Raw genomic sequence first — 19473 nt, 5'->3', positions numbered from 1 at the left:
TTTTTGTCGGTTTACTCATGTCGTTAAATTTACGTTTTAATTGTTCGGATTTTGTAAACCATTTTCAGGAACGGACAATTAGACAACAGACGAAAGACAAAAGAAAACCTAATCTTGAAAATAGGTGATAGCCAAGAAATAATCTAAAAACAACAGAAATTGCGTCAATATTGTGTCCTTTGCTAATTGGGTTCATTTGGATAAAATACGTTTAAACACAAGTATACTTTCCTTTTTGCCGTTATACAGGAAGGATTATAATCTCCAACAAGCTCAGGGTGGATAATTTATTCAGACTTGCAGATGATCATCTTTTCATATTGAACAGTCATTTTCTTTCAAAATGTGTCAAATACAGTCAAATCATTCTATTCATGCTGTTTTCAAAATAATCGAAAGTAAATAATTTTAACTTTAGAAAACATTTTAAAGAAATTGAACGTTTGAATTATAAATAGAACAGATGAAAAAATTGATTGCCACTATCCTATCCGTGTTTACTATTAGTGTTTTGTTTGCTCAAAATATGAACTCCGTGGAAGCGGATTTATTGAAATCATTTTCAAGAATCCAATATTGGGCTAGTGATGGTCGTGGACAAGATTATTCCCTCGATTCTTTATTAGCTGCAAATCAGAATTTTGAGAAGATGCTCTTTCAGGTCACTTCTAAACATGCGGCCAGCTTAAATCATCCTTTTAAATCTTTAGTTGATAAAGGATTACATATTTCTTCTGCTCCAAACGGAAAATTTAGAATCTATACCTGGAATACTCTAACAGGAGGAAGTATGCATTTTTATAAGAATCTTTTTCAATTTAAAGCCGGTAATCAGGTATTATCTGAAAAAGACAAGAACGAAGAAGGTGATCCAGGGGTATTTTTCAGAACTGTTAATGTTGTTCATGTCGGAAATAAAGACTACTATTTAGGTTATCAAATTGCGCTACTAAGCTCTGCATTGAGCTACCATAGCATGAAGGTATTTAGCATCGATGATAAATCCTTAAACAGCGATGCGAAGTTAATCAAGACCAAAACGGGAATTCGAAACCAATTGGGCTACGAAGTTGATCAAACGAAAGAGTCCAATTCAGACCTTCCAATGGAACAAACAATGATTGAATACGATAGTAAACATAAGGTTATCAGTTTACCTTTAATCCAAGCGGATGGTAAAGTGACCGATAAACGCATTAAATATCAATTAAAAGGACGTTATTTTGAAAAAATATAATTATTTTAAGATTATAACTAATTCCGATAATTTGAAATGTTCAAAAACAATAGACACTTCCAATGTCCAAATTGTCATAATAGGCAACATGTAAGACATTTATTTTGGATGTCAAAGTATTCTATGTGGCCATGTTATTCATGTGGAGTGCAGTTAAAACCAAAGAATATTTCCATAATAAGTAATCTAATTGGAATTTTAATTGTCGTCATTCCAGCTAATATAATGCTTTACCGTTGGCATATTAGTCTTTGGAAAACTTTTCTTATTTGTTTGCTCATAGGAGGTATATTTTATTTGTTCAGTTTAATCTATTTTTATAGGACTACTGAATTAGAACAAGCATAAGAAATAGACTTATGATCATCATTTTTGAATCCGAAAGTCATCACATATATCTCACTAAATAGAAATAATAAGCATCCATCATGAAGTATTACATCAGCATAGCAGAGAAACATCTTCTTAGCACTTCTCACCGTAAAACTTGGTTAGCCGTATCAGACGTTGAAGAAAAGGAAACGGAATGCGCCGAGATATTAAAAGAAACAGAAGAGGAAATAAAAACTAAATTCCCGGAATTACCCAATAAGATGGTTTGGGGACATTACTTGATTTTTAATCATCATGGGTCTGTTTTATCCATAGACATTGATTATGATGATATCGAGGCAATAAAACGGGAGATATTAGAAATTGCTTTAAGGAAGGACTTGATGGCATTAATTGGTTCTGAGGATAAGATCTACAAAGATATTGAGGACATAAACTAAATTATTATGGGTTATAACATTGCAGGTTTAGTTATTAAAGGTACGCCGACTCAAGAGACCTTAGAGGCAATCTTAGGGGATAAATATGTGTTTGAAAAAGAGATCGATTTTGAGGAGGCTAGTAGCAGTCAGCGTCCAAAGGAAAGACTTGATGTTTTGCAAACAGGTTCGGGTGTATTTCTCTTGTTTGATTTAATGGATGGTATACATCCTCCCCCAACCGATTTGGAAATCATTCATTTTATAATCTCCGATGTGTCCGACACCTATTATTTGGATAAATATGAACAAGGTGAATTGGTTAGCCATATGGTTATTAGTGAAGGCGAAATAGCTGAAGCATCTGGCGAAGCTATATTTGATCCAGAGGATGCTCTTGAGGATTTTGTTTTTCATCAAGCCGCTCAGTACTTAGAACTCTCCGAAGGTGAGAATATTTGGGATGCAACTTTCATTAGAAATAGATATTTGGGGGAATCTTAAAGGGAGGGTTTGAGACTCGGATTGTAAGGAAGAATGGTTTTGAATTAGATGATAATAACTAGAATTATAATTATGTTGAAATGTTTCTAATCTATGGCTGAGTCTAATTAATTGAGCGATTTTCTATTGATTTTATAAAGGATATTTCTGGTAAAATAATTTGATACTCTTTATCCAGCTCTTCATTCTTCCAAAAGACTATAAAATTGATTTTTGCAGATTTTAAATGGTAATTTTTTGATCTAAGATTCTCAATTTGATTTAAGAATTGTTTAGAGTATTTAAGTATTGGTAAACCAGTTAAATCATTGCAACCTACTTCGTTCACTTGTAAAGAATCCCCACTAATAAGTTTATCAATTAAATGTTGTTTGTTTTTGAAAAAATCAAGCCAGATATCTTTAAATGTCAATTGAAAAACTATTTCATTTGATGGTTGATAGGTTTCCCTGTCTTCAATAATAGTTAAGTTATCAATTTTTATAGACTGAAAGATTGGGTTATTCACATAGATTGACAAATTAGATTTTGCTCTAGTCAGAGCAACGTATAACAGTCTTTTTTCTTCATCATTTAATAGGTTATATTTATTTAGCATAAGAAAAACATTATTAAATTCCTTTCCCTTTGCTTTATGAATAGTAGAAACAAGAATTGTTTCTCCATTTTCAGCCATAAAATCTTCAAGTTTAGATTCATGGATGTACACTAATAAATCAGAATAGTATCTAGTTTTCGGATTTGAGAGTTCGAAATCCTTAATCAGGTTTATTAGGATCTCCAACTTGGAGCTCATTTTATACTTTCTGTAAACTTCTTTTTTAGCAGATAACCATGCCTCATCGCTGATTGTAAAAACTTGATTGTTTGATGTTAATTGATCCATGAAAAAACGGATTTCCAATAAATTATAAAGACTAAAACCTTCATTTGATTGAATTAACTTTGCTTTAATATTATTTTTCAATAACATGCCTGTAACCTGCAATGCCTCATCATTAGTTTTTGTTAATACACATGTGGTACCAATAAGATCGGTACTTATGATATCTTGAACTGTAGGATATATTAGATTCTCGCTTTGGAATTGGGTGACTTTAAATTTTCCATTTTCATTTTGCATTGGTATAATGGAATTACTCTTTAATCTATTTTGTATATTATTTACAAATTGATTAGAAAAAGCTACCAGGTTGCTTTTACTTCGATAATTTTCTACCAACTCATATTTTTCAGCTTGATAATTCGATATTATTTGTTGCAAATATTTAGAATTAGCTCCTCTAAATCCATAAATATTTTGGTCATCATCACCAACTGCAATTACTCTCATTTCTTCATTGTGCTGCATTAAGGATTTAATTAGCTCGAATTCATTTTCATCCATATCTTGAGCTTCATCAATTACCAAAACAGCTTTCGTTATCCGACTAACCTCAACTTCCTTGTTATTTATTTTTTCAATTGCTTTATTAATTACGTCTTTTGCTTTATCCAAGGTTCCTATTCTACCCAACAAATCAAAACAGTAAGAATGGAAAGTTTTGATTTCAATAAAATTTGCAGCATTACCAATTAATTTGAGAAGGCGCTTCTTGAATTCAGAAGCAGCAGCTCGAGAAAATGTTATCATTAATAATTGTTCATGCTTTAGGTCCTCCATAAGAAGTAGAGAAGCCAATTTATGGACTAAAATTCTGGTCTTTCCACTTCCAGGACCCGCTGCTACAACAATATATTTACTATCCTTATCATTTATTATTTTTAATTGCACAGGTGATAATTCGCCAAATAGCTCTTTGAACTTAGAAGGTGTAATATTTCTCTTGATTTCATTTTGCCGACTTCCTTTGAAATACTTATTTAAAAATGATGAATAGTTTAATTTAAAATAATCATCTACAAATTGTAAAGCACTTTTATAGTCCTCAAGCATTTTTTTGGCATATTCCCCTACGATATGAATTTGTTGTATTTTATTCTCATAGAATTCATATAGCTTTTGATAATCATCTTTTGTGTATTGTTTCTTATTGTTTTGTTCTTTACGTTCAATTGTAAGACGGTTATATAGTACTAAAAATCCACCTTCAATTTTTATAGCTTCGATTCTAGATAAATAAAATAGTGTATCCTCAATATCTTCAACTGAGCATTCTATTTTAAATAACTCGTTTGAACTTTCATACCTATTCTTTAATTCATGAACAGAAAACTCGACTAGTACCTCTTCACTTTCACTTTGGTCCAAATGCCTACGACTTCTTTCATATAGAAAATCAATGATAAACCTAGCTAACATTTGTCTTTTAGCAAGTTTTTCTTTTAATACACCTGAATCTAATAAAGAGATAATAGCAATGTGATTCTTAGAACTTAGGTTTTTTCTTTTGATCCAATTTTTTATAGCCCAAATATTGAAAATCGTTTTAAGCTTATTGGAGGAAATATCCGTTAATCCTTCTTTTTCGGCTAATTCATTTAACTCTTTAAGATGGAATATCTTTTCTTCCAAATCAATATATCGGATTAAAAAATTCTCAATTTTACTGAATTCTTCAACAATTTGAAGCGATCTGTTTTTATGTTCACCTTTTTTGATAAAAGCATTCAAATCCTTTGAATCGGCTAAAATCCGTTCTTCTCGTAAAAGATTGATAATGGTTATCACCTCATCTTTCACTATTCCCAAATGATCGCTGATATAATCTATTCTAGATTCTGCTACTTCTTCGCTACTATTCTTTTTATTTTTACTCGAAAAGAGTTTTCTAATAATACGGATAGCATTTTGTTTTTGACTCTGGATAAATCTATTGCTAGAATTGATTTTTTCTATTGCTTCATTAACATTTTTAGAAAGTATACTATTTGCAAATACACGAGGCATATTTTGTCCACGTTTGAGGTACCCGGCCTCTTCCAATGCAGCAATAGCAGTAGTAACACGTGTTTCGATGTCTAATACATTTTCATCCCAACCGGCTTTCCTAGCTATTTCTAGTGCCGAGTTTGACGCAGTACTTCTAAATCTTGTAATATCTTTTATGGCTCTCCAAATTTGTTGGATTTCCTTAATACTAAGTTTCGTTTGATTAAGTAGAATAAAATGTTTGCTAAGATCTTCCTCATTAAACAGTACAAAACAATCGGCGGTAATATTTTCATCTCTACCTGCTCTACCAGCTTCTTGAACATAATTTTCGAGTGAATCTGAAATTTCAAAATGGATGACTAAGCCTACATCCTTTTTATCAACCCCCATTCCAAAGGCAGATGTGGCAACCATTATCTGAGTATCTCCATTGATAAAAGAATTCTGATTTTCGGTTTTTTCTTGCTTCTCCATTTTACCATGGTAAGCTTTTGCATTAAAACCATCATTATTCAATCGTTCAGCAAGTTTATAAGCAGTCTTTGTTCTCGAAACGTATATAATGGTTGGACAATCTTTTTGTTCAATTAAATCTCGTATGGTTTGGTACTTATCGTTTTCATCATTCTTTTCATATACCTTATATTGAAGATTTGTCCTTGAGGCATTTGAAGTGAATAATTTAAGGTCAATTGACAGTTTTTCTTGAAAATATTCTTGAATATCTTCGATTACTTTTTGCTTTGCTGTGGCGGTAAAACAAGATACTGGAATGGGATTATCTAAATTTTTCTTTTCTTGAATAGATTTAATAAAATCTCCAATATATAAATAATCCACCCGGAAATCTTGTCCCCAAGAGGAAAAGCAATGGGCTTCGTCAATTACAAACCGAGCAATCTTTCTTCCTAAAATTAGACGTTCAATAGATTTTGAACGTAATGATTCAGGGGAAATATATAAAAGAGAGGCCGAGCCATTTTCTACTCGTTCAAATGATTTTGCTCTTTCAATAGGATCTAATAAACCATTAATGGTAACTGCGTCGGTAATCCCATTCTTTTCTAGATTGTCAACCTGATCTTTCATTAATGACTGTAGAGGAGAAATAATTACAGTAAGTCCTTTAGAAGTTTCTCCGCTCAATAATGCTGGAACTTGAAATGTTATCGACTTTCCTCCTCCTGTAGGAAAAATAGCGAGAATTGATTTGTTATCTATAGCAGCCTGAACAGCCTTTTCCTGCAAAGCCTCTCCTGCAAAGGTTCGATAGGAATCATATCCGAAATATTTCTTTAAGGCAAGAATAGGATCTAAAACACGATTACAATATGCGCATCCACTTACACAAGGCTTGCTTCTTAGCAAAGTCATCAATTGTTCAACTTCCGGATAATTTTTTAATAACCATCGAGGGGTAATTGAATTAACTTTACTATGCTGAAAAAAGGAATTAATGAGAGCAAGACAATAGGCTAATTCAATAGGTTTATTAAGAATAAAGTTCTCTAAATCAACATGGTCACAAATTTCATTATGAAATACGGTCTTAATAAGATCAGCTAAATTGAGATAATAAGATTGGATTTTAATAAATTTAAAGAATGCAGCAAATTCCTTTTGATCTTTTAATAATAAATAAAGAATCTGTTGAAAGGGTTTTTCTAACCTATTGAAAGCATTAACCTCATCATAAAATAGATTTTTAGCTTTTATTGCATCATTTAAAGGGTTGTTGGATTCATCAGTTTGAAGCTTGTCATCTTTTACTAAAGCATGATAAGGACTTGTAGGAAAAAGCAATGGGGATAAAAACAGCGTATCAATAACGGAGTCAACATTAATTCCGGCTAGATTTATCGCATTACCGATATATAAAATATCATGATTTATGATATTATGTCCACAAACGAATCGACTTCCTTTTATAAATTGAGTAAATGACTCAACAGAAGGATGATGGAAAGAGTTTCCGTCATCCTTAATACTTCCAATATCAAGGATTCGATTACTTTTAGGATCAATTTCGGTATCTATAAATGCCAGCATTTCCAATTTAATTTAGGAAAGATAATTTTGCTAGTTGGTTTTTAATCTAATGATAGATGTCAATTATGAAAGTAATAAAAAACTTTTATAGAAAGTATATTATTACGCATTTGATGTGAAAATAACTTTAAATAATAACCTAAAATACCTAAAGAATAAATTTCAATTAAAGATAAAAACTTCACTTAAGCTTAACACGAGCTTCACATTCAACTTCTTTATTTGTGCCAATTTATTAAGCTTTATTAATGAGAAAACAAATCTTAACACTAACAGCTGCTTTGTCCTTAGTAGCAGCATTTGCATCCTGTAACAAGGATCAAGATCCTAACAAACCAAAAGAAGTAAACTATCCAGAAATGGCAGAAGTTGAAACGCCTCCAGTGCTGATGACCACTGCAGATGGAGTGAAAGTTTACAATGGAGGTTTTGGTTCTGCAGTTGCCACAGATCCGAACGATCCGGAGGTTTTCTACATGATGACCGACCGTGGATCCAATGTTGCTGGCCAAGCAAAAAACTCCATTATCATCGGTAAGACTGATTTTACTCCTCAAATTGGGAAATTCAGATTGAAAGATGGCAAACTAGTGCTGGAGCAAGTAATTGAATTGAAAAATGAAAAAGGCGCTAAATTAAATGGGGTACCGAATCCTGCAGGAATGGGATCTACTGGTGAAGTACCATTCGATTTGACAGGAAAACAACTAACGCCATCTGCAGATGGCATTGATTCTGAAGGCTTGGTCATTGCTCCTGATGGCACATTTTGGATTTCAGATGAATACGGTCCTCACATCTTGCATACGGATGCCAATGGTAAGACAATCGAGCGTATCAACCCATTTGGTTCAGGATTTGGAGGTCGTAAAATTCCAACTGTCTTTGCCAAACGTCGTGCTAACCGTGGTATGGAAGGTTTAACCATCACTCCTGATGGCAAAACTTTAGTAGGTATCATGCAATCACCTATATACAATCCAAGTTCAGCTGCTATGTCCGGATCCGTTGTGATTCGTATCTTAACGTTTGACATCGCCTCTGGTGCTACTAAACAATATGCTTATTTGATGGACAACGCTTCTCTTACAGGTGTAAGTGAAATCCTGGCACTAAGCAGTACTACCTTCTTGACTTTGGAGCGTGATGGACTTTATGGTGGTGATACCAATAGTCCAGCGCAATTTAAAAAGGTGTTTAAAATCGATATCAGCAAAGCGACAGATATTTCAGATGCTGCGAACGCTGCCATCGGTAAATTGTTTAATGGTAAAACGGTTGAGGAATTAAAGGATCTAGCTGGATTGACTGCTGCTGGTATTACTCCGGTTACAAAAACTTTAACTTTTGATTTGTTGAAGGATTTACCTTCGGTATATCCACACGATAAAGCAGAAGGATTAACCATGGTTAAAGGGAATATTTTAGTTATTTCCAATGATGATGATTTTGGTGTGGTGGATAATGGAAAAAGTGGTTTTGCTCAGAAGATGTTGCCTCTAACCAAAAATGTGGATAGAAATAGATTGTACTTTATAAAAATGAAGTAAGGAAAGTTTATTTTTTGATATAAAACAAGAAAGGCCGTATCTGATGTTTGTTTGGATACGGCTTTTTAATATGGTGATTTTTTTAGAATTGTTTTATGTGCAAATTATCCGAAAAACAATCTAAACTTATCTTCTTGGATTGCGGATAATAATGTTTTAATGGTTTTTGCTTCTTTCTTCGGCATATAAGATTCCCATTTTCCTGTACTCCTCATCCAGTATAGTTTCCAGATTTGCGTGGTTTTAATAAATACTATTTTTGCTATTGGATTTTCTCTGATAATTGATGGATCGTTCCAATGCGGTCTGATCTCAAAAAATATTGCTGTACGACCATCCCAGGAATATCCAAGGTCAATTTGCTTCCTGATTTCTAAGTCTTTTGGTCGTTTTTGCTCGACAAAGTTTTTTATTTGGTCTTCGGGTGTGAGTGTGGGCATGTTTTAATTTTTTGTGGTTGGCAATATGGGTTTTGTTAGATTCCATTGAATTTACAAAATTAAAATTTTATCTAAAGTTACAACAAAAGGAATAGCAGGTTTTGAATAGATTGAAGCATTAATGTTTTTGTATTCATCCAAGTCTTTAAAAGAAACCTCCAAATCATTCCAATCAGTACATGGTTCTATAGTCACCACTAAATATTCAGATTGGGAAGGATTATCATATCCTAGTTCTAGCAACTTAGAATTCGAATAAACCTTAGGTCCTTTACTTGTTATCCTATATAATTTAGTTGCAATATCTCTACCACTTTCCCTTAATAAGAGATATTTTGCCTGAACAACTTCTTTAGTTAATTCTAATGAGCCAACATTGTCATTCATTCTAAAGTTATAAATACCATTTTTGATACACCACTCTAAATGTTGTTCAGAACGTGAATATCCAACTAAAACATAAGTATTTAATATATCTATCTTCTGTCTTTCTAAATGTACAGGAATTGTTTTTAAAGAGTTCCCATATGTTAAATTAGGTTCTTTCAAAATCTGATTGGACACATTATTTATTCGTTCTCTTTGAGTCGTGCGATCGATCAAATGTAAGATCACTTTATCTAAAAATTCACTTAAACTATTTATTCCAGTATCGTATTTTGAGGGACTAATACTAAATGCTCCTAATCCAGGCAATACTTCATGGAAACCTTTGAAACACTTCTCATTGCTGCCCGGATATAAAATATATGCTCCTCCAGTTCTGCGTATGGCATCTTTATAGGTATGCATTTTAAGGACATCTATATTCTTAAAAGTACCTTTACGCTCTCTCTCATCTATACGATTTAATATATGTTCTTCGACATTTTCTGTATACTGATCTCTTAAATTTTGAATTTTATACTTAGCATCAAAATGAATATGAGTAATTACTTCTTCTTTTTCTGCTTCATTTTCTGAAAAAGAACTTGGCCATATACTTAAAGTATAATCAGGTCGCAATGTTGTAGTTATACTACCCGGCTCGCCTAAATGATATTTTACACCTCCAGTAAACGTTCTGTTATAACTAAATCTAACAGTTAAATTACGGGATTCAAAATTAGTTTCACCCTTTATTATTAATTCTTTTCCAGATTTTAATTTTAAAGATAAACCCGTCTCATCAACTTCAAACAAATGCTCATAATTTTGAGTTTGAAAAATTTGAAGGTTAAATTTCTGGATGATTAATTCATATAATTGAAAAAACAACCAATATTCATATAATTTAGCAATATCTTTTTTTCCAGCTTCATATACATCTTCCCCTCCTTGCCAAATGAGTCTGGATGCTAAATCAAATTGTAACCAACGGTTCAAAACTTCTCGATAGCCACTTCTCTTTTGTAGTAGAGGACTATTTAATTTTAAAGTTAAGGCTTCAGAAACTTCACTAAAAAATGCATACGATAAATAAGAGCTTATCTTTTCAATCAATAAACTCCTCTTTGTGAGCAAAATCAAAACCATTATTTACAAGAAAAACAGATTGGCAATCCTCTACAAAGTTTAGAAATACACCTAGGACATGCTTTATAAAACGATTTTCAGTGGTGTCTACACTTCTAACTTTAGTAGTTGACTGAATTCGTGATGGGATATTGTTAAGACCAACTTCGGTTAAATACTTCAAATCAGAACAATCTATTCGATTCGTAGCAGAGATTAACTGTTTCGTTACTGAACGGTCTACTCGTTTAATTTGCGATGATTTTATTGAAGTTTCCTTTGTCTTCCAAAGCGTTGATGGATTGGAAATGATACGCAAAATAGCTTCTTCAAATTCAGTTGTATCCAAGAATGACTTTACGAAACAAAAACGTTGATAAATCGTTCTTGAGTCAGCAGAGTAATCGATTGCAATTGTCTGTGTTACTGGTGTATTAACTTGCATCATCAAATCGGTACATTTATCGGTTATGTCCTCTAACATTTTGCGATAATTTTCACGATAAGATTTATCTTCCTTTTTATTAAATTTTGTTGCAATAACTTCTAATGATAAAGGAAAATCTTTGCTCGTTTGTGTATTTACAATCTGCAGCTGTAGCTTACCAACGTATATATTAGGACTTAATCTTCCTCTATACTGGTGACGATTTGAAGTTATAACAATTCCTTTTATTTTAGATTCTAAACGATAAAGCTCTTTATTATTCCCTTGGAATTCATACTCATAGGTATGTCCTTCAAATAATTGATATGGACTTTCATTAAATTCTTCAGCAATAGTTTTCTCTATTGATCGCAAACGAGATTGTTGCTCTGGAAATATTTCCAAAGTTAATCCTTCTTCTACCACATTTAAATTAAAACTTAAAAACTTTTGATTATGCTTCAGCATAGCTCGTAAAACCGTTATTTATAGCATTAATATGCATTCGTTTCAATTTTTCGAAAGAAACTTTGTATTTAATGTTTGTAGTTTCAACATAAATCAATTTGGATAAATCTAAATTTTTCGAATCATTTAGGCATAACTTCATTAAAGCTTCTAATGATTTTACAATTTTTGAACGAGAACCATGTAATTTTGGTAATAATTTTTGCATTACTGCAAAATCAATCTTATCATTTGTTGATAAAGTTGGATCAAGTTTAGACAATTGAGCAAATAATAAATGAATTTCAAAAGCTGAACGGTATCCAAATTCCGCACCTATAGCTTTTAATTCTTTGAAGAATGCTAATAATATATTATTTAGGTCTAAATCTGGAATTGTTTGAGTTTCTTGAGATAATGTAAGAAAACTTGAAGCCATAGAACTACCTTGCCCTACCAATTGCGATAAATCTACTTTCAAAGGATTTGAAAGAAAATTATTTAAATCCATTTCATCCATTCTAAACTCAATCACATTGGCACGATCCAATACTTTAGGACTAAACATATAGGTAGTTTCGTCTATATTAACCGTTCCTATAATGAATAAATTTTTAGGCCAAGAAATAGTTCTTGGTACTTCATCAATATCCGATGATCTTCTCTCTATTCCTGTATATAATTTAATAGAATCGTTAGATTCCATAATACTTAAGAAGTCTGCAAAATATCGTTCAACATGAGATAAATTCATTTCATCTAAAACTAAAAAAAAAGGTTTATCTTTATTTTCTTCTTTTGCTGCAGCTATAATCAGTTGCAAAACACCATTGTCTGGGAGTACATATTCTTCGTCCTTTAAGCCATTTGGATAACCCAAAAGTGGTTCACGATTAATCCAGTCAGCACCCACAGGAACAATCTTATATTGTTCTTCATCTTCACAAATCCATTGAATAAATGATTGGGCTAATTTAGTTTTGCCTGAACCTGCTAAACCTGTTAAAATAACGAAGGGTTTGGTAATTAGCGATGCTATAAATCGTTTAACTATGTTTTGATTAAATTGGAGGTTGGAGTGTAACAAAGATTCCTGGAATTTCAATAAATTCAAAGCTAGATAATCATTTTTATTCATATCAAAGTAATCATTGATAAATGGAATATTTTCTTGGGTTAACTCAAAATATTCATTATTTATTAGGTTTAATAATTCAAAACTACAGGGCGTGAGGTAAGCACCTTGCCTTAGAGACAAATTAGAGTCATAAAAAACTTCACCGTTATTTTTAATAGAAAGTAATTTCCTTTCATTTCTTGGATTCAAAATAGCATCTCTATTTAATTGTTTTGAAAATTTAGTGTAATTCTTTAATTCAATTAAATAGGCATCACCCTCCCAATCCGTTCCTTTTATGCCTTCGGTCTTTATTGCTTTCTTTGCAACAAATGATATTCCTGAAAAATAACTATTATCAATTAGATGCAAAACAAAATCCCCTTCATCAACTTTAAGCATATTTTCATAAATTTTCGCACCTCTTTTGTCCTTTTGGGGAGACCATAAAGCCTTTCCCAATGCCCTATCACCTTCAAGTCTATCCGCCCTATTATTAGTAATTGTTTTCTCTATCCAAACTTTTCTAGATGTATCTAAAACTTTTTTCTTTTCTTTAGAATCTATTGTAAATCCCAAATCCACTAAATTCTTGAATGCCCTCTCAGTACTATTATTAAAATCGCTGAGTAATAGTTCTGATCCTCCGTTCAACTGATTAGCTTTTGATAAAACTAAAATTGGAGGGTAAAATTTCCCTTCATAAACAAGATCATATGTCGATGAACCTCGACCTTTAAATTCCTCTGGATGATTATCCAAAAAGGAAACTGCATCAATAATATCTTTACGAGTAAATTCTTTAATAATATTTGACATTTTAATAGTATAATAATTGGTTGTTTAATAATCCTATTAATCAAAAACTTATTGATATCTTATTGCTTAAAAGAATATTTCTTTGAAATATCTAACGAAACACAATAATACAAATATTAGAATTAAATAAAGTGTATCATCGTCTTAAACCAAGAACCTCAACAATCAACTCCCTCTCATACCCATTAAAAGGCTCATCAATATATCCATGAGGGTTACAAATAATCTCTGTTTTACCTATATGATATCGAGAAGGTGTATGAATATGACCATGAATCCAAAAATCAGGTTGATGTTTTAAAATAAACTCTTCCATATTGGAAGCATATGCAGCAGTTACTGGGTTATTTTTATACTGCTCAGGAACTGATTGCAAACTTGGTGCATGATGGGTTACAACAATATTTTTAGACCTATCCGAATTCTCTAAACTTTGTTCTAGCCATAATCTGGAAGCTTGATGAATTTTAAAAATGTCTACAGTCCTCATTTTAGAATAGGAAGGATCACGCTTAATCATTTTATAATCATTCATCGATCCCTGACAAATAATACCGTAATGAATTGGATCACCAAATATGGAAAAATCTGTCCATAAGGTACAGCCATGAAATCGAATACCATCGATATCAATAAATGAATTTTCCAGCAAATGCACATTGGAGTTTTCGGCTATTGCTTTAACTTTATTTAGTGTTTTCGGGTAAGAACCTTTGTAATACTCATGATTGCCAAGCACATAAAGAACAGGTTTGTTTTTAATTTTCTTTTGAATCCACTCTATGCCCTTTGTACCAAGGTTTATATCACCAGCAAGTACCACTACATCAGCTTGATCAAAAGAAAGCTCTGACATTCCAAATTCTTGATGCAAATCACTGATTACCTGAATTTTCATAAATCACAATAAAATTTCAAATAAAACACCAATAAAAATCGAACATAGACCAACATATAAAGATTACATCTTAATTGTAAGTAGCATTATCCTATAATAAACTACTACTTCCCGATACAAAAAGTAAATATCATAAATAAATCAATGATTTACAATATGTTACAAAACAACAACATGTACTAAAGGTGTATATGTTTAAAGCTGTTGGACAAAATGTAATCAACTATTATCCAAAATTTATATCAGTAGTTATCTCACCTGTTATTTCACCATAAATTTAAAACGCTCTCATTTATAACACTTGAAAAGTTTTGAAAAAGTCCTGACTACGTGACTACATGACTACAAATTAGTTTATTAATTTCATAAACAACTGATTACACGCCTCATATATTAATTCTACATTCTTTACTTTTCAAATTTTACTGACTACAAATTGTTATTTGTAGTCAGTAAAACTGAAAAAAGCTATAATTTAATTCATCGAACCTTCTAACACTAAATCCTGTACATTTTGAATCGATGTTTTAATATTAAACTTTTCAAATTTATAACTCATGTAGCGTGAGATAAAATCATCATGTGTTGAAAGGATTATCTGATAATCCGAAAATTCGTTTCTGAGAAGCTCGATAAAAGAGTGTACATTTAGATTATCCATTGTTTGAATCGGGTCGTCAATAGCTAATAATTTAAAGTTCTTATTTGTGTTGTACACTTTATTTAGAGACAAACAAAAGGCTAAAGAAACAACAGCCATCTGTCCAGCACTCAAATGAAATACAATATCGTGATCTGAATCTTTACCAGTTTTTAAAACAACATTGTTACGTTGTCCAGTTGGCAAAATATCAATAAAAATTCCGAATCCCTGTTGGTAATTTTGTAAAATTTTACCTGAATATATAAAGAATGGGATTTTTATCTTTTCAATCATCTCTACCTTATGATCTTTAATTGTCTTATAGAGACTTTTGTTTAACTTTTCTAAGCGATCAAATACTTTTATAAGTTTGCCTGATCTTTCCCTTAAAAAAGAAAGCCTTTCGCTTGAGATTAATTGCAATTTTAATTGTAGATATTGCTTTTTTTGTTCAAGTAAATCAATCGAAATTAATTTTAGTATCTCCTCATTACTATCAAAATATGTTGAGTATAACTCCTTATTACTGATTTTTTGTATATCATATCTATACCGGCGCAGTAAATCGTTTTCTAAAAAATGTTTAAGTTCGATTTTCTTAGTATCCAGCTCTGATATTTCATTTGGTAAAAGAGTTAAGAAGATTTCCTCTGAAAAGCCAAACTCTGCTCTTAACAAACTCTCTTTTATACGATCTATATTGCTCTGTAAATTTGGATAATTGCGTAGAAGTGTAATAATCGATGTATCAGTTGTTGTGTTTTCTTTTAAATAGTCATTAATTTTGATTTTAATAATTTGATGAAATTCCTTTAATTCCTCAATTATTTTTTGTTTTTCATCAATTTTGTTTTGATTGAATTTCTTTAGATTTTCTATTTGCTTTTCATACGAATCAGTAAGCTCTTGTATACCAGTGAATTTAGAGTTGCAAAAAGGGCAATGACTCTCAGATAGCTGATTATTTCTTAATGAACCTTGGTAATGAGTCCATACAGTTTCATTTGCTAAAATTAAATTGGATAGTATTAAACCGATTTCACCTAAATCTTTATTAATACCTATAAATTTGTTTTCTAGCACGGCATACTTCCCTTTTTGCTCATCATTAAAGAATTCCTGAACGGTTTCTTTTGAAATAATTAGGTCTTCCTTTAAATCTCTAAGTTTGTTGTATTGAACTATTTTCGAGTTTTTTTCATTGAGTTTATCTATTAAACTTACGTCATAAATATTTGAAATAAGTAAAGAATTCAGTAAAGCATCATTCGGTAAAATTTGATTATTAATCGCATCATAAAACAATGATTTTCTATATTCATCGATGTCAAAATTTGTTTTAAAAACTATTAGCTTATCGAGTTCTTCGATGTATGTAGGAAATAATGCAATTGCATCTGTCAATTTTTCAAAAGGTTCTTGCTTATCAAAAGCGATTTCTTTTTGCCCAAACAACCTTTTATATTCAAGATTCTGTCCTTCAGATTGTGATGACTCTAGTCTTTTAATTTCTTCATCAATAGTACTTTTCTGATTTCTGAAATTATCTACTATTGCGTTTAATTTAATTTGCTCACTTTCTTCTTTTTCAATATTAAATAAAAAAGCTAGTGAAGACCCTTTAGTATCTTCACGTTGTTTTAAGAAACGAATGCTTTCCTCCTGCTGAATGTAGTTAAAAAGATAATAAATCGAATCTAAACCCACCTTAGCATCTCTACCAAGAAATAGCTCGTTAATTTTTGATTGATCAACCAAATTATTACTATCAACAGCCAATGACTCAAAGTCATGACTACTTTCAGTAAGAGATGTAAAGAAAAAACTATGTGAATCTTCAGGAATAAAATCTTTAGCAATAGTCGCTCGTTTAGGTGAATTTACGTCATCGTATAATTTTGTTATGACTATTTCTTGATGATCCTTTTCAATGAGTAACTTAATTATAACATTTTTTCCATCAGTATTCTGAAAGAAGGGTTTGTTTCTACCTTTGGTTTTTAACTGTACATCTTTAAACGCTTGAACCCGATCAAATTTACCCGTGATACAAAGTTCTAATGCTTCAAAAATTGTGGTCTTTCCAAAACCATTAGGGCCAGAAAGTATCTGATTATGATTACCGGCTTTCTGAAAATCAATTATTAATTGCTTTTTGACTCCTTTGAAATTGTAAATCAAGAGTTTTTTAATTCGGATCATTTGTCAGTAAGGTAATTAGGTTATTAATTTCAGATTCACTTTCAATAGATGAAAAATCGAGATTCCGAATTTGTTCATCAGATTTCAATAGTTCTTGAAATATAGAATAATCATCATCTAATTTTTTCTTCAGTTTTTCTTCTAAAGTGATAAATTCATCTTCATTAAATTTCAACGTCAAGAATGGCAATTTGATGAATATTTGTAATAGCAATAAATAATCTTCTTGTTCCTGACTAAAACCATTCGATAGAATGGTTTGAAAAGCTATTTTGTTATTTACTGCACCTTGTAACTGCTCGTTCGAAGTATAATTTGAAATTTTCCCTAAAGCTTCTGGAGTATATATAATCACATACTTTTTAACATAAAACTGATCTTCTTCAATTAATAATATTTGTGTTTGTAATCGCTCAATTACTGTAATATTAGCTGAATTAACGAGAATAATGAGAGAACTATTTTTCTCTAAAGCTGGATAATTTTCCTTAGAACACGATTGATTGAAATGAGTTAAAAACTCACGATACCATTCGCTCACATTTAGTAATGTTTTATTCTTTACCTTTTCTAATTGATCAGAGCCTATTGTTTTAACGAAGAAATAGGATTTATTCTCCTCCTGAAATCCATTAATTTCTTCATTAAAAATGAAATTGCTATTGGTAAGAATTGTTTTAATTATTGCTTCCATTGGTTAAGTTAATTTTGGCAGTGTCTCTACAGATGAATGTTGTAGAACCGTTATATTGCATAAATTCAGTAAAATCCATTGCTTTATCTTCACTTTTTCGAACATCAAAGAAATCAGGATTCAAGTCATGAAATGTACCGTTGATTTCTTTATTGATTAATGATGTTTTTTCCCAAAGCAATTTATGAGAATCTAGATTATTAAGAATGTTTTGTACTACATCCTTTGCATCATCCTTTTCGTCAATGATGGTAGTTAATACATATCTCAATGAAGAGTAATGAAGAGTAAATTCCTCTTTCATTATTTCAGGGTATATGTTAGGTAGATTTAATAATAATTTAAAAAACACTTGCTTTAAACCGTCTGGATTAAATACGGAATGAGTGTTATGCTGATGCTTCGGGTTTCGATTCAAACTCAAACGTCGAATAAAAAGTAAAAAATCGTCATCTGAAAAACCATGGTAAATTTGATCGATAAGTTTATCAATCTCTGATAACTCAATTGCGTCAAGGGATGAATTCTTTTTTGCTTCATTATATGAATCATAAAATAATTTTCTACAGATATAAATATCATTTGTTGATACATCTATATTGCTATTTATGATTCCTATTAAATCATCAAAACTGAACCTAATCTCATAGTCATTTTTTGTGCTTTTTGTTGCATGTTCGGACCTAATTTTCGAGTCCAGTTCAAAACATAATCTTTTAAGAGCCATTGAAGCTAGCCCCTCATTATCCATATGAAAATCAATACTTTTCAAAGAATCTATAATATATTGGTCTATTTGATTCGTACCGCAATGAAAAACTCCAGCTTCATATTCAAATCTTTCGATAGAATTAGGGTTTCCTCCGACAGAAGAAAAATCATTATCCGTCGGCCAATTTGTTATGTTCTCAACTACATGTAAATAATTTGATCCATTGCACCATTGACCAGGATTATAATTCCCTGTTTCAATTTTCTTTCCATCATCGTCTTTTGACAGTTTTCCATTAGCATCAAGTTGATAAATTGGAGCACCTGTAAAAACAGATTTATATGTATTTATTAAATGACCTTGAGAGTAATATGCTTTAATTTGATGTACAGACAATAATTCCTTTATTGAACCCATCTCTTCCCTTGAAATTGCAACATCTTCATTATTTTCGTATTCCAAAAAATGAATTCCAAATTCACCTTGTTTATTCTCACTAATTAATCGACGTATTTCCTTAATCGCTACCAGTAATCCAACCAATCCTTGATGTGAGTATCCGCTCCAGCTTGCGGTCGCATTCCTATTACTCATTATTTAAAATGTTAATATT

Annotated in this window: 13 protein-coding genes; 4 read left to right on the top strand and 9 right to left on the bottom strand. The window is 31.3% G+C overall.

What is annotated here, in order from left to right; translation table 11 throughout:
* Positions 1 to 463 precede the first annotated feature (463 nt).
* From ABD676_RS16590 to ABD676_RS16580, 3 genes are all read left to right on the top strand, one after another.
* Positions 464 to 1237 (top strand): hypothetical protein, encoded by a 774-nt coding sequence (locus tag ABD676_RS16590; protein ID WP_344675864.1) that lies wholly within the window; start codon positions 464 to 466, stop codon positions 1235 to 1237.
* A 428-nt stretch (positions 1238 to 1665) separates the two neighbouring features.
* On the top strand, positions 1666 to 2010 hold the full coding sequence (locus ABD676_RS16585; RefSeq protein ID WP_344675863.1) for a hypothetical protein: 345 nt from the start codon (positions 1666 to 1668) through the stop codon (positions 2008 to 2010).
* Between the two features lie 6 nt (positions 2011 to 2016).
* Positions 2017 to 2493: a hypothetical protein gene (locus ABD676_RS16580; RefSeq protein ID WP_344675862.1), complete on the top strand. Its 477-nt coding sequence runs from the start codon at positions 2017 to 2019 to the stop codon at positions 2491 to 2493.
* Between the two features lie 103 nt (positions 2494 to 2596).
* Here ABD676_RS16580 and ABD676_RS16575 read toward each other — a convergent pair whose 3' ends face one another.
* Positions 2597 to 7417 (bottom strand): RecQ family ATP-dependent DNA helicase, encoded by a 4821-nt coding sequence (locus ABD676_RS16575; RefSeq protein ID WP_344675861.1) that lies wholly within the window; start codon positions 7415 to 7417, stop codon positions 2597 to 2599.
* Between the two features lie 248 nt (positions 7418 to 7665).
* Between ABD676_RS16575 and ABD676_RS16570 the strand changes: the two genes are divergently transcribed.
* Positions 7666 to 8967, top strand: a complete 1302-nt coding sequence (locus tag ABD676_RS16570; protein WP_344675860.1) for an esterase-like activity of phytase family protein — start codon at positions 7666 to 7668, stop codon at positions 8965 to 8967.
* Between the two features lie 104 nt (positions 8968 to 9071).
* Here ABD676_RS16570 and ABD676_RS16565 read toward each other — a convergent pair whose 3' ends face one another.
* The 8 genes from ABD676_RS16565 to ABD676_RS16530 form a co-directional block, all read right to left on the bottom strand.
* A complete protein-coding gene (locus ABD676_RS16565; protein ID WP_344675859.1) occupies positions 9072 to 9407 on the bottom strand; it encodes a DUF3024 domain-containing protein in 336 nt (111 codons plus the stop codon).
* Between the two features lie 51 nt (positions 9408 to 9458).
* On the bottom strand, positions 9459 to 10889 hold the full coding sequence (locus ABD676_RS16560) for a nuclease domain-containing protein (RefSeq protein ID WP_344675858.1): 1431 nt from the start codon (positions 10887 to 10889) through the stop codon (positions 9459 to 9461).
* Positions 10882 to 11796, bottom strand: coding sequence for a DUF2357 domain-containing protein (locus ABD676_RS16555; protein ID WP_344675857.1), 915 nt, complete (start codon positions 11794 to 11796; stop codon positions 10882 to 10884). The genes ABD676_RS16560 and ABD676_RS16555 overlap by 8 nt, the downstream gene beginning before the upstream one ends.
* The gene (locus tag ABD676_RS16550) at positions 11783 to 13711 is read right to left on the bottom strand and encodes an McrB family protein (RefSeq protein WP_344675856.1); all 1929 of its coding nucleotides are present in this window, start codon (positions 13709 to 13711) and stop codon (positions 11783 to 11785) included. The genes ABD676_RS16555 and ABD676_RS16550 overlap by 14 nt, the downstream gene beginning before the upstream one ends.
* Positions 13712 to 13847: 136 nt before the next feature.
* Positions 13848 to 14609 (bottom strand): metallophosphoesterase, encoded by a 762-nt coding sequence (locus ABD676_RS16545; RefSeq protein ID WP_344675855.1) that lies wholly within the window; start codon positions 14607 to 14609, stop codon positions 13848 to 13850.
* A gap of 475 nt (positions 14610 to 15084) precedes the next feature.
* Complete coding sequence (locus tag ABD676_RS16540; RefSeq protein WP_344675854.1) at positions 15085 to 17454, bottom strand: AAA family ATPase; 2370 nt, start codon at positions 17452 to 17454, stop codon at positions 15085 to 15087.
* On the bottom strand, positions 17441 to 18148 hold the full coding sequence (locus ABD676_RS16535; RefSeq protein ID WP_344675853.1) for an ABC-three component system middle component 1: 708 nt from the start codon (positions 18146 to 18148) through the stop codon (positions 17441 to 17443). Before ABD676_RS16535 ends, ABD676_RS16540 begins: the two co-directional genes overlap by 14 nt.
* Positions 18132 to 19454, bottom strand: a complete 1323-nt coding sequence (locus tag ABD676_RS16530; protein WP_344675852.1) for an ABC-three component system protein — start codon at positions 19452 to 19454, stop codon at positions 18132 to 18134. Before ABD676_RS16530 ends, ABD676_RS16535 begins: the two co-directional genes overlap by 17 nt.
* Positions 19455 to 19473 lie beyond the last annotated feature (19 nt).

It is taken from the genome of Sphingobacterium kyonggiense (genome assembly GCF_039536825.1).
Classification (GTDB): Bacteria; Bacteroidota; Bacteroidia; order Sphingobacteriales; family Sphingobacteriaceae; genus Sphingobacterium; species Sphingobacterium kyonggiense.
This window is presented reverse-complemented; position numbering and strand designations above follow the sequence as displayed.

Coding starts and splice junctions, on each gene's coding strand:
- ABD676_RS16530 (WP_344675852.1), bottom strand. CDS start 19,454: ATGAGTAATAGGAATGCGACCGCAAGCTGGAGCGGATACTCACATCAA.
- ABD676_RS16590 (WP_344675864.1), top strand. CDS start 464: ATGAAAAAATTGATTGCCACTATCCTATCCGTGTTTACTATTAGTGTT.
- ABD676_RS16545 (WP_344675855.1), bottom strand. CDS start 14,609: ATGAAAATTCAGGTAATCAGTGATTTGCATCAAGAATTTGGAATGTCA.
- ABD676_RS16580 (WP_344675862.1), top strand. CDS start 2,017: ATGGGTTATAACATTGCAGGTTTAGTTATTAAAGGTACGCCGACTCAA.
- ABD676_RS16555 (WP_344675857.1), bottom strand. CDS start 11,796: ATGCTGAAGCATAATCAAAAGTTTTTAAGTTTTAATTTAAATGTGGTA.
- ABD676_RS16570 (WP_344675860.1), top strand. CDS start 7,666: ATGAGAAAACAAATCTTAACACTAACAGCTGCTTTGTCCTTAGTAGCA.
- ABD676_RS16575 (WP_344675861.1), bottom strand. CDS start 7,417: ATGCTGGCATTTATAGATACCGAAATTGATCCTAAAAGTAATCGAATC.
- ABD676_RS16540 (WP_344675854.1), bottom strand. CDS start 17,454: ATGATCCGAATTAAAAAACTCTTGATTTACAATTTCAAAGGAGTCAAA.
- ABD676_RS16565 (WP_344675859.1), bottom strand. CDS start 9,407: ATGCCCACACTCACACCCGAAGACCAAATAAAAAACTTTGTCGAGCAA.
- ABD676_RS16550 (WP_344675856.1), bottom strand. CDS start 13,711: ATGTCAAATATTATTAAAGAATTTACTCGTAAAGATATTATTGATGCA.
- ABD676_RS16535 (WP_344675853.1), bottom strand. CDS start 18,148: ATGGAAGCAATAATTAAAACAATTCTTACCAATAGCAATTTCATTTTT.
- ABD676_RS16585 (WP_344675863.1), top strand. CDS start 1,666: ATGAAGTATTACATCAGCATAGCAGAGAAACATCTTCTTAGCACTTCT.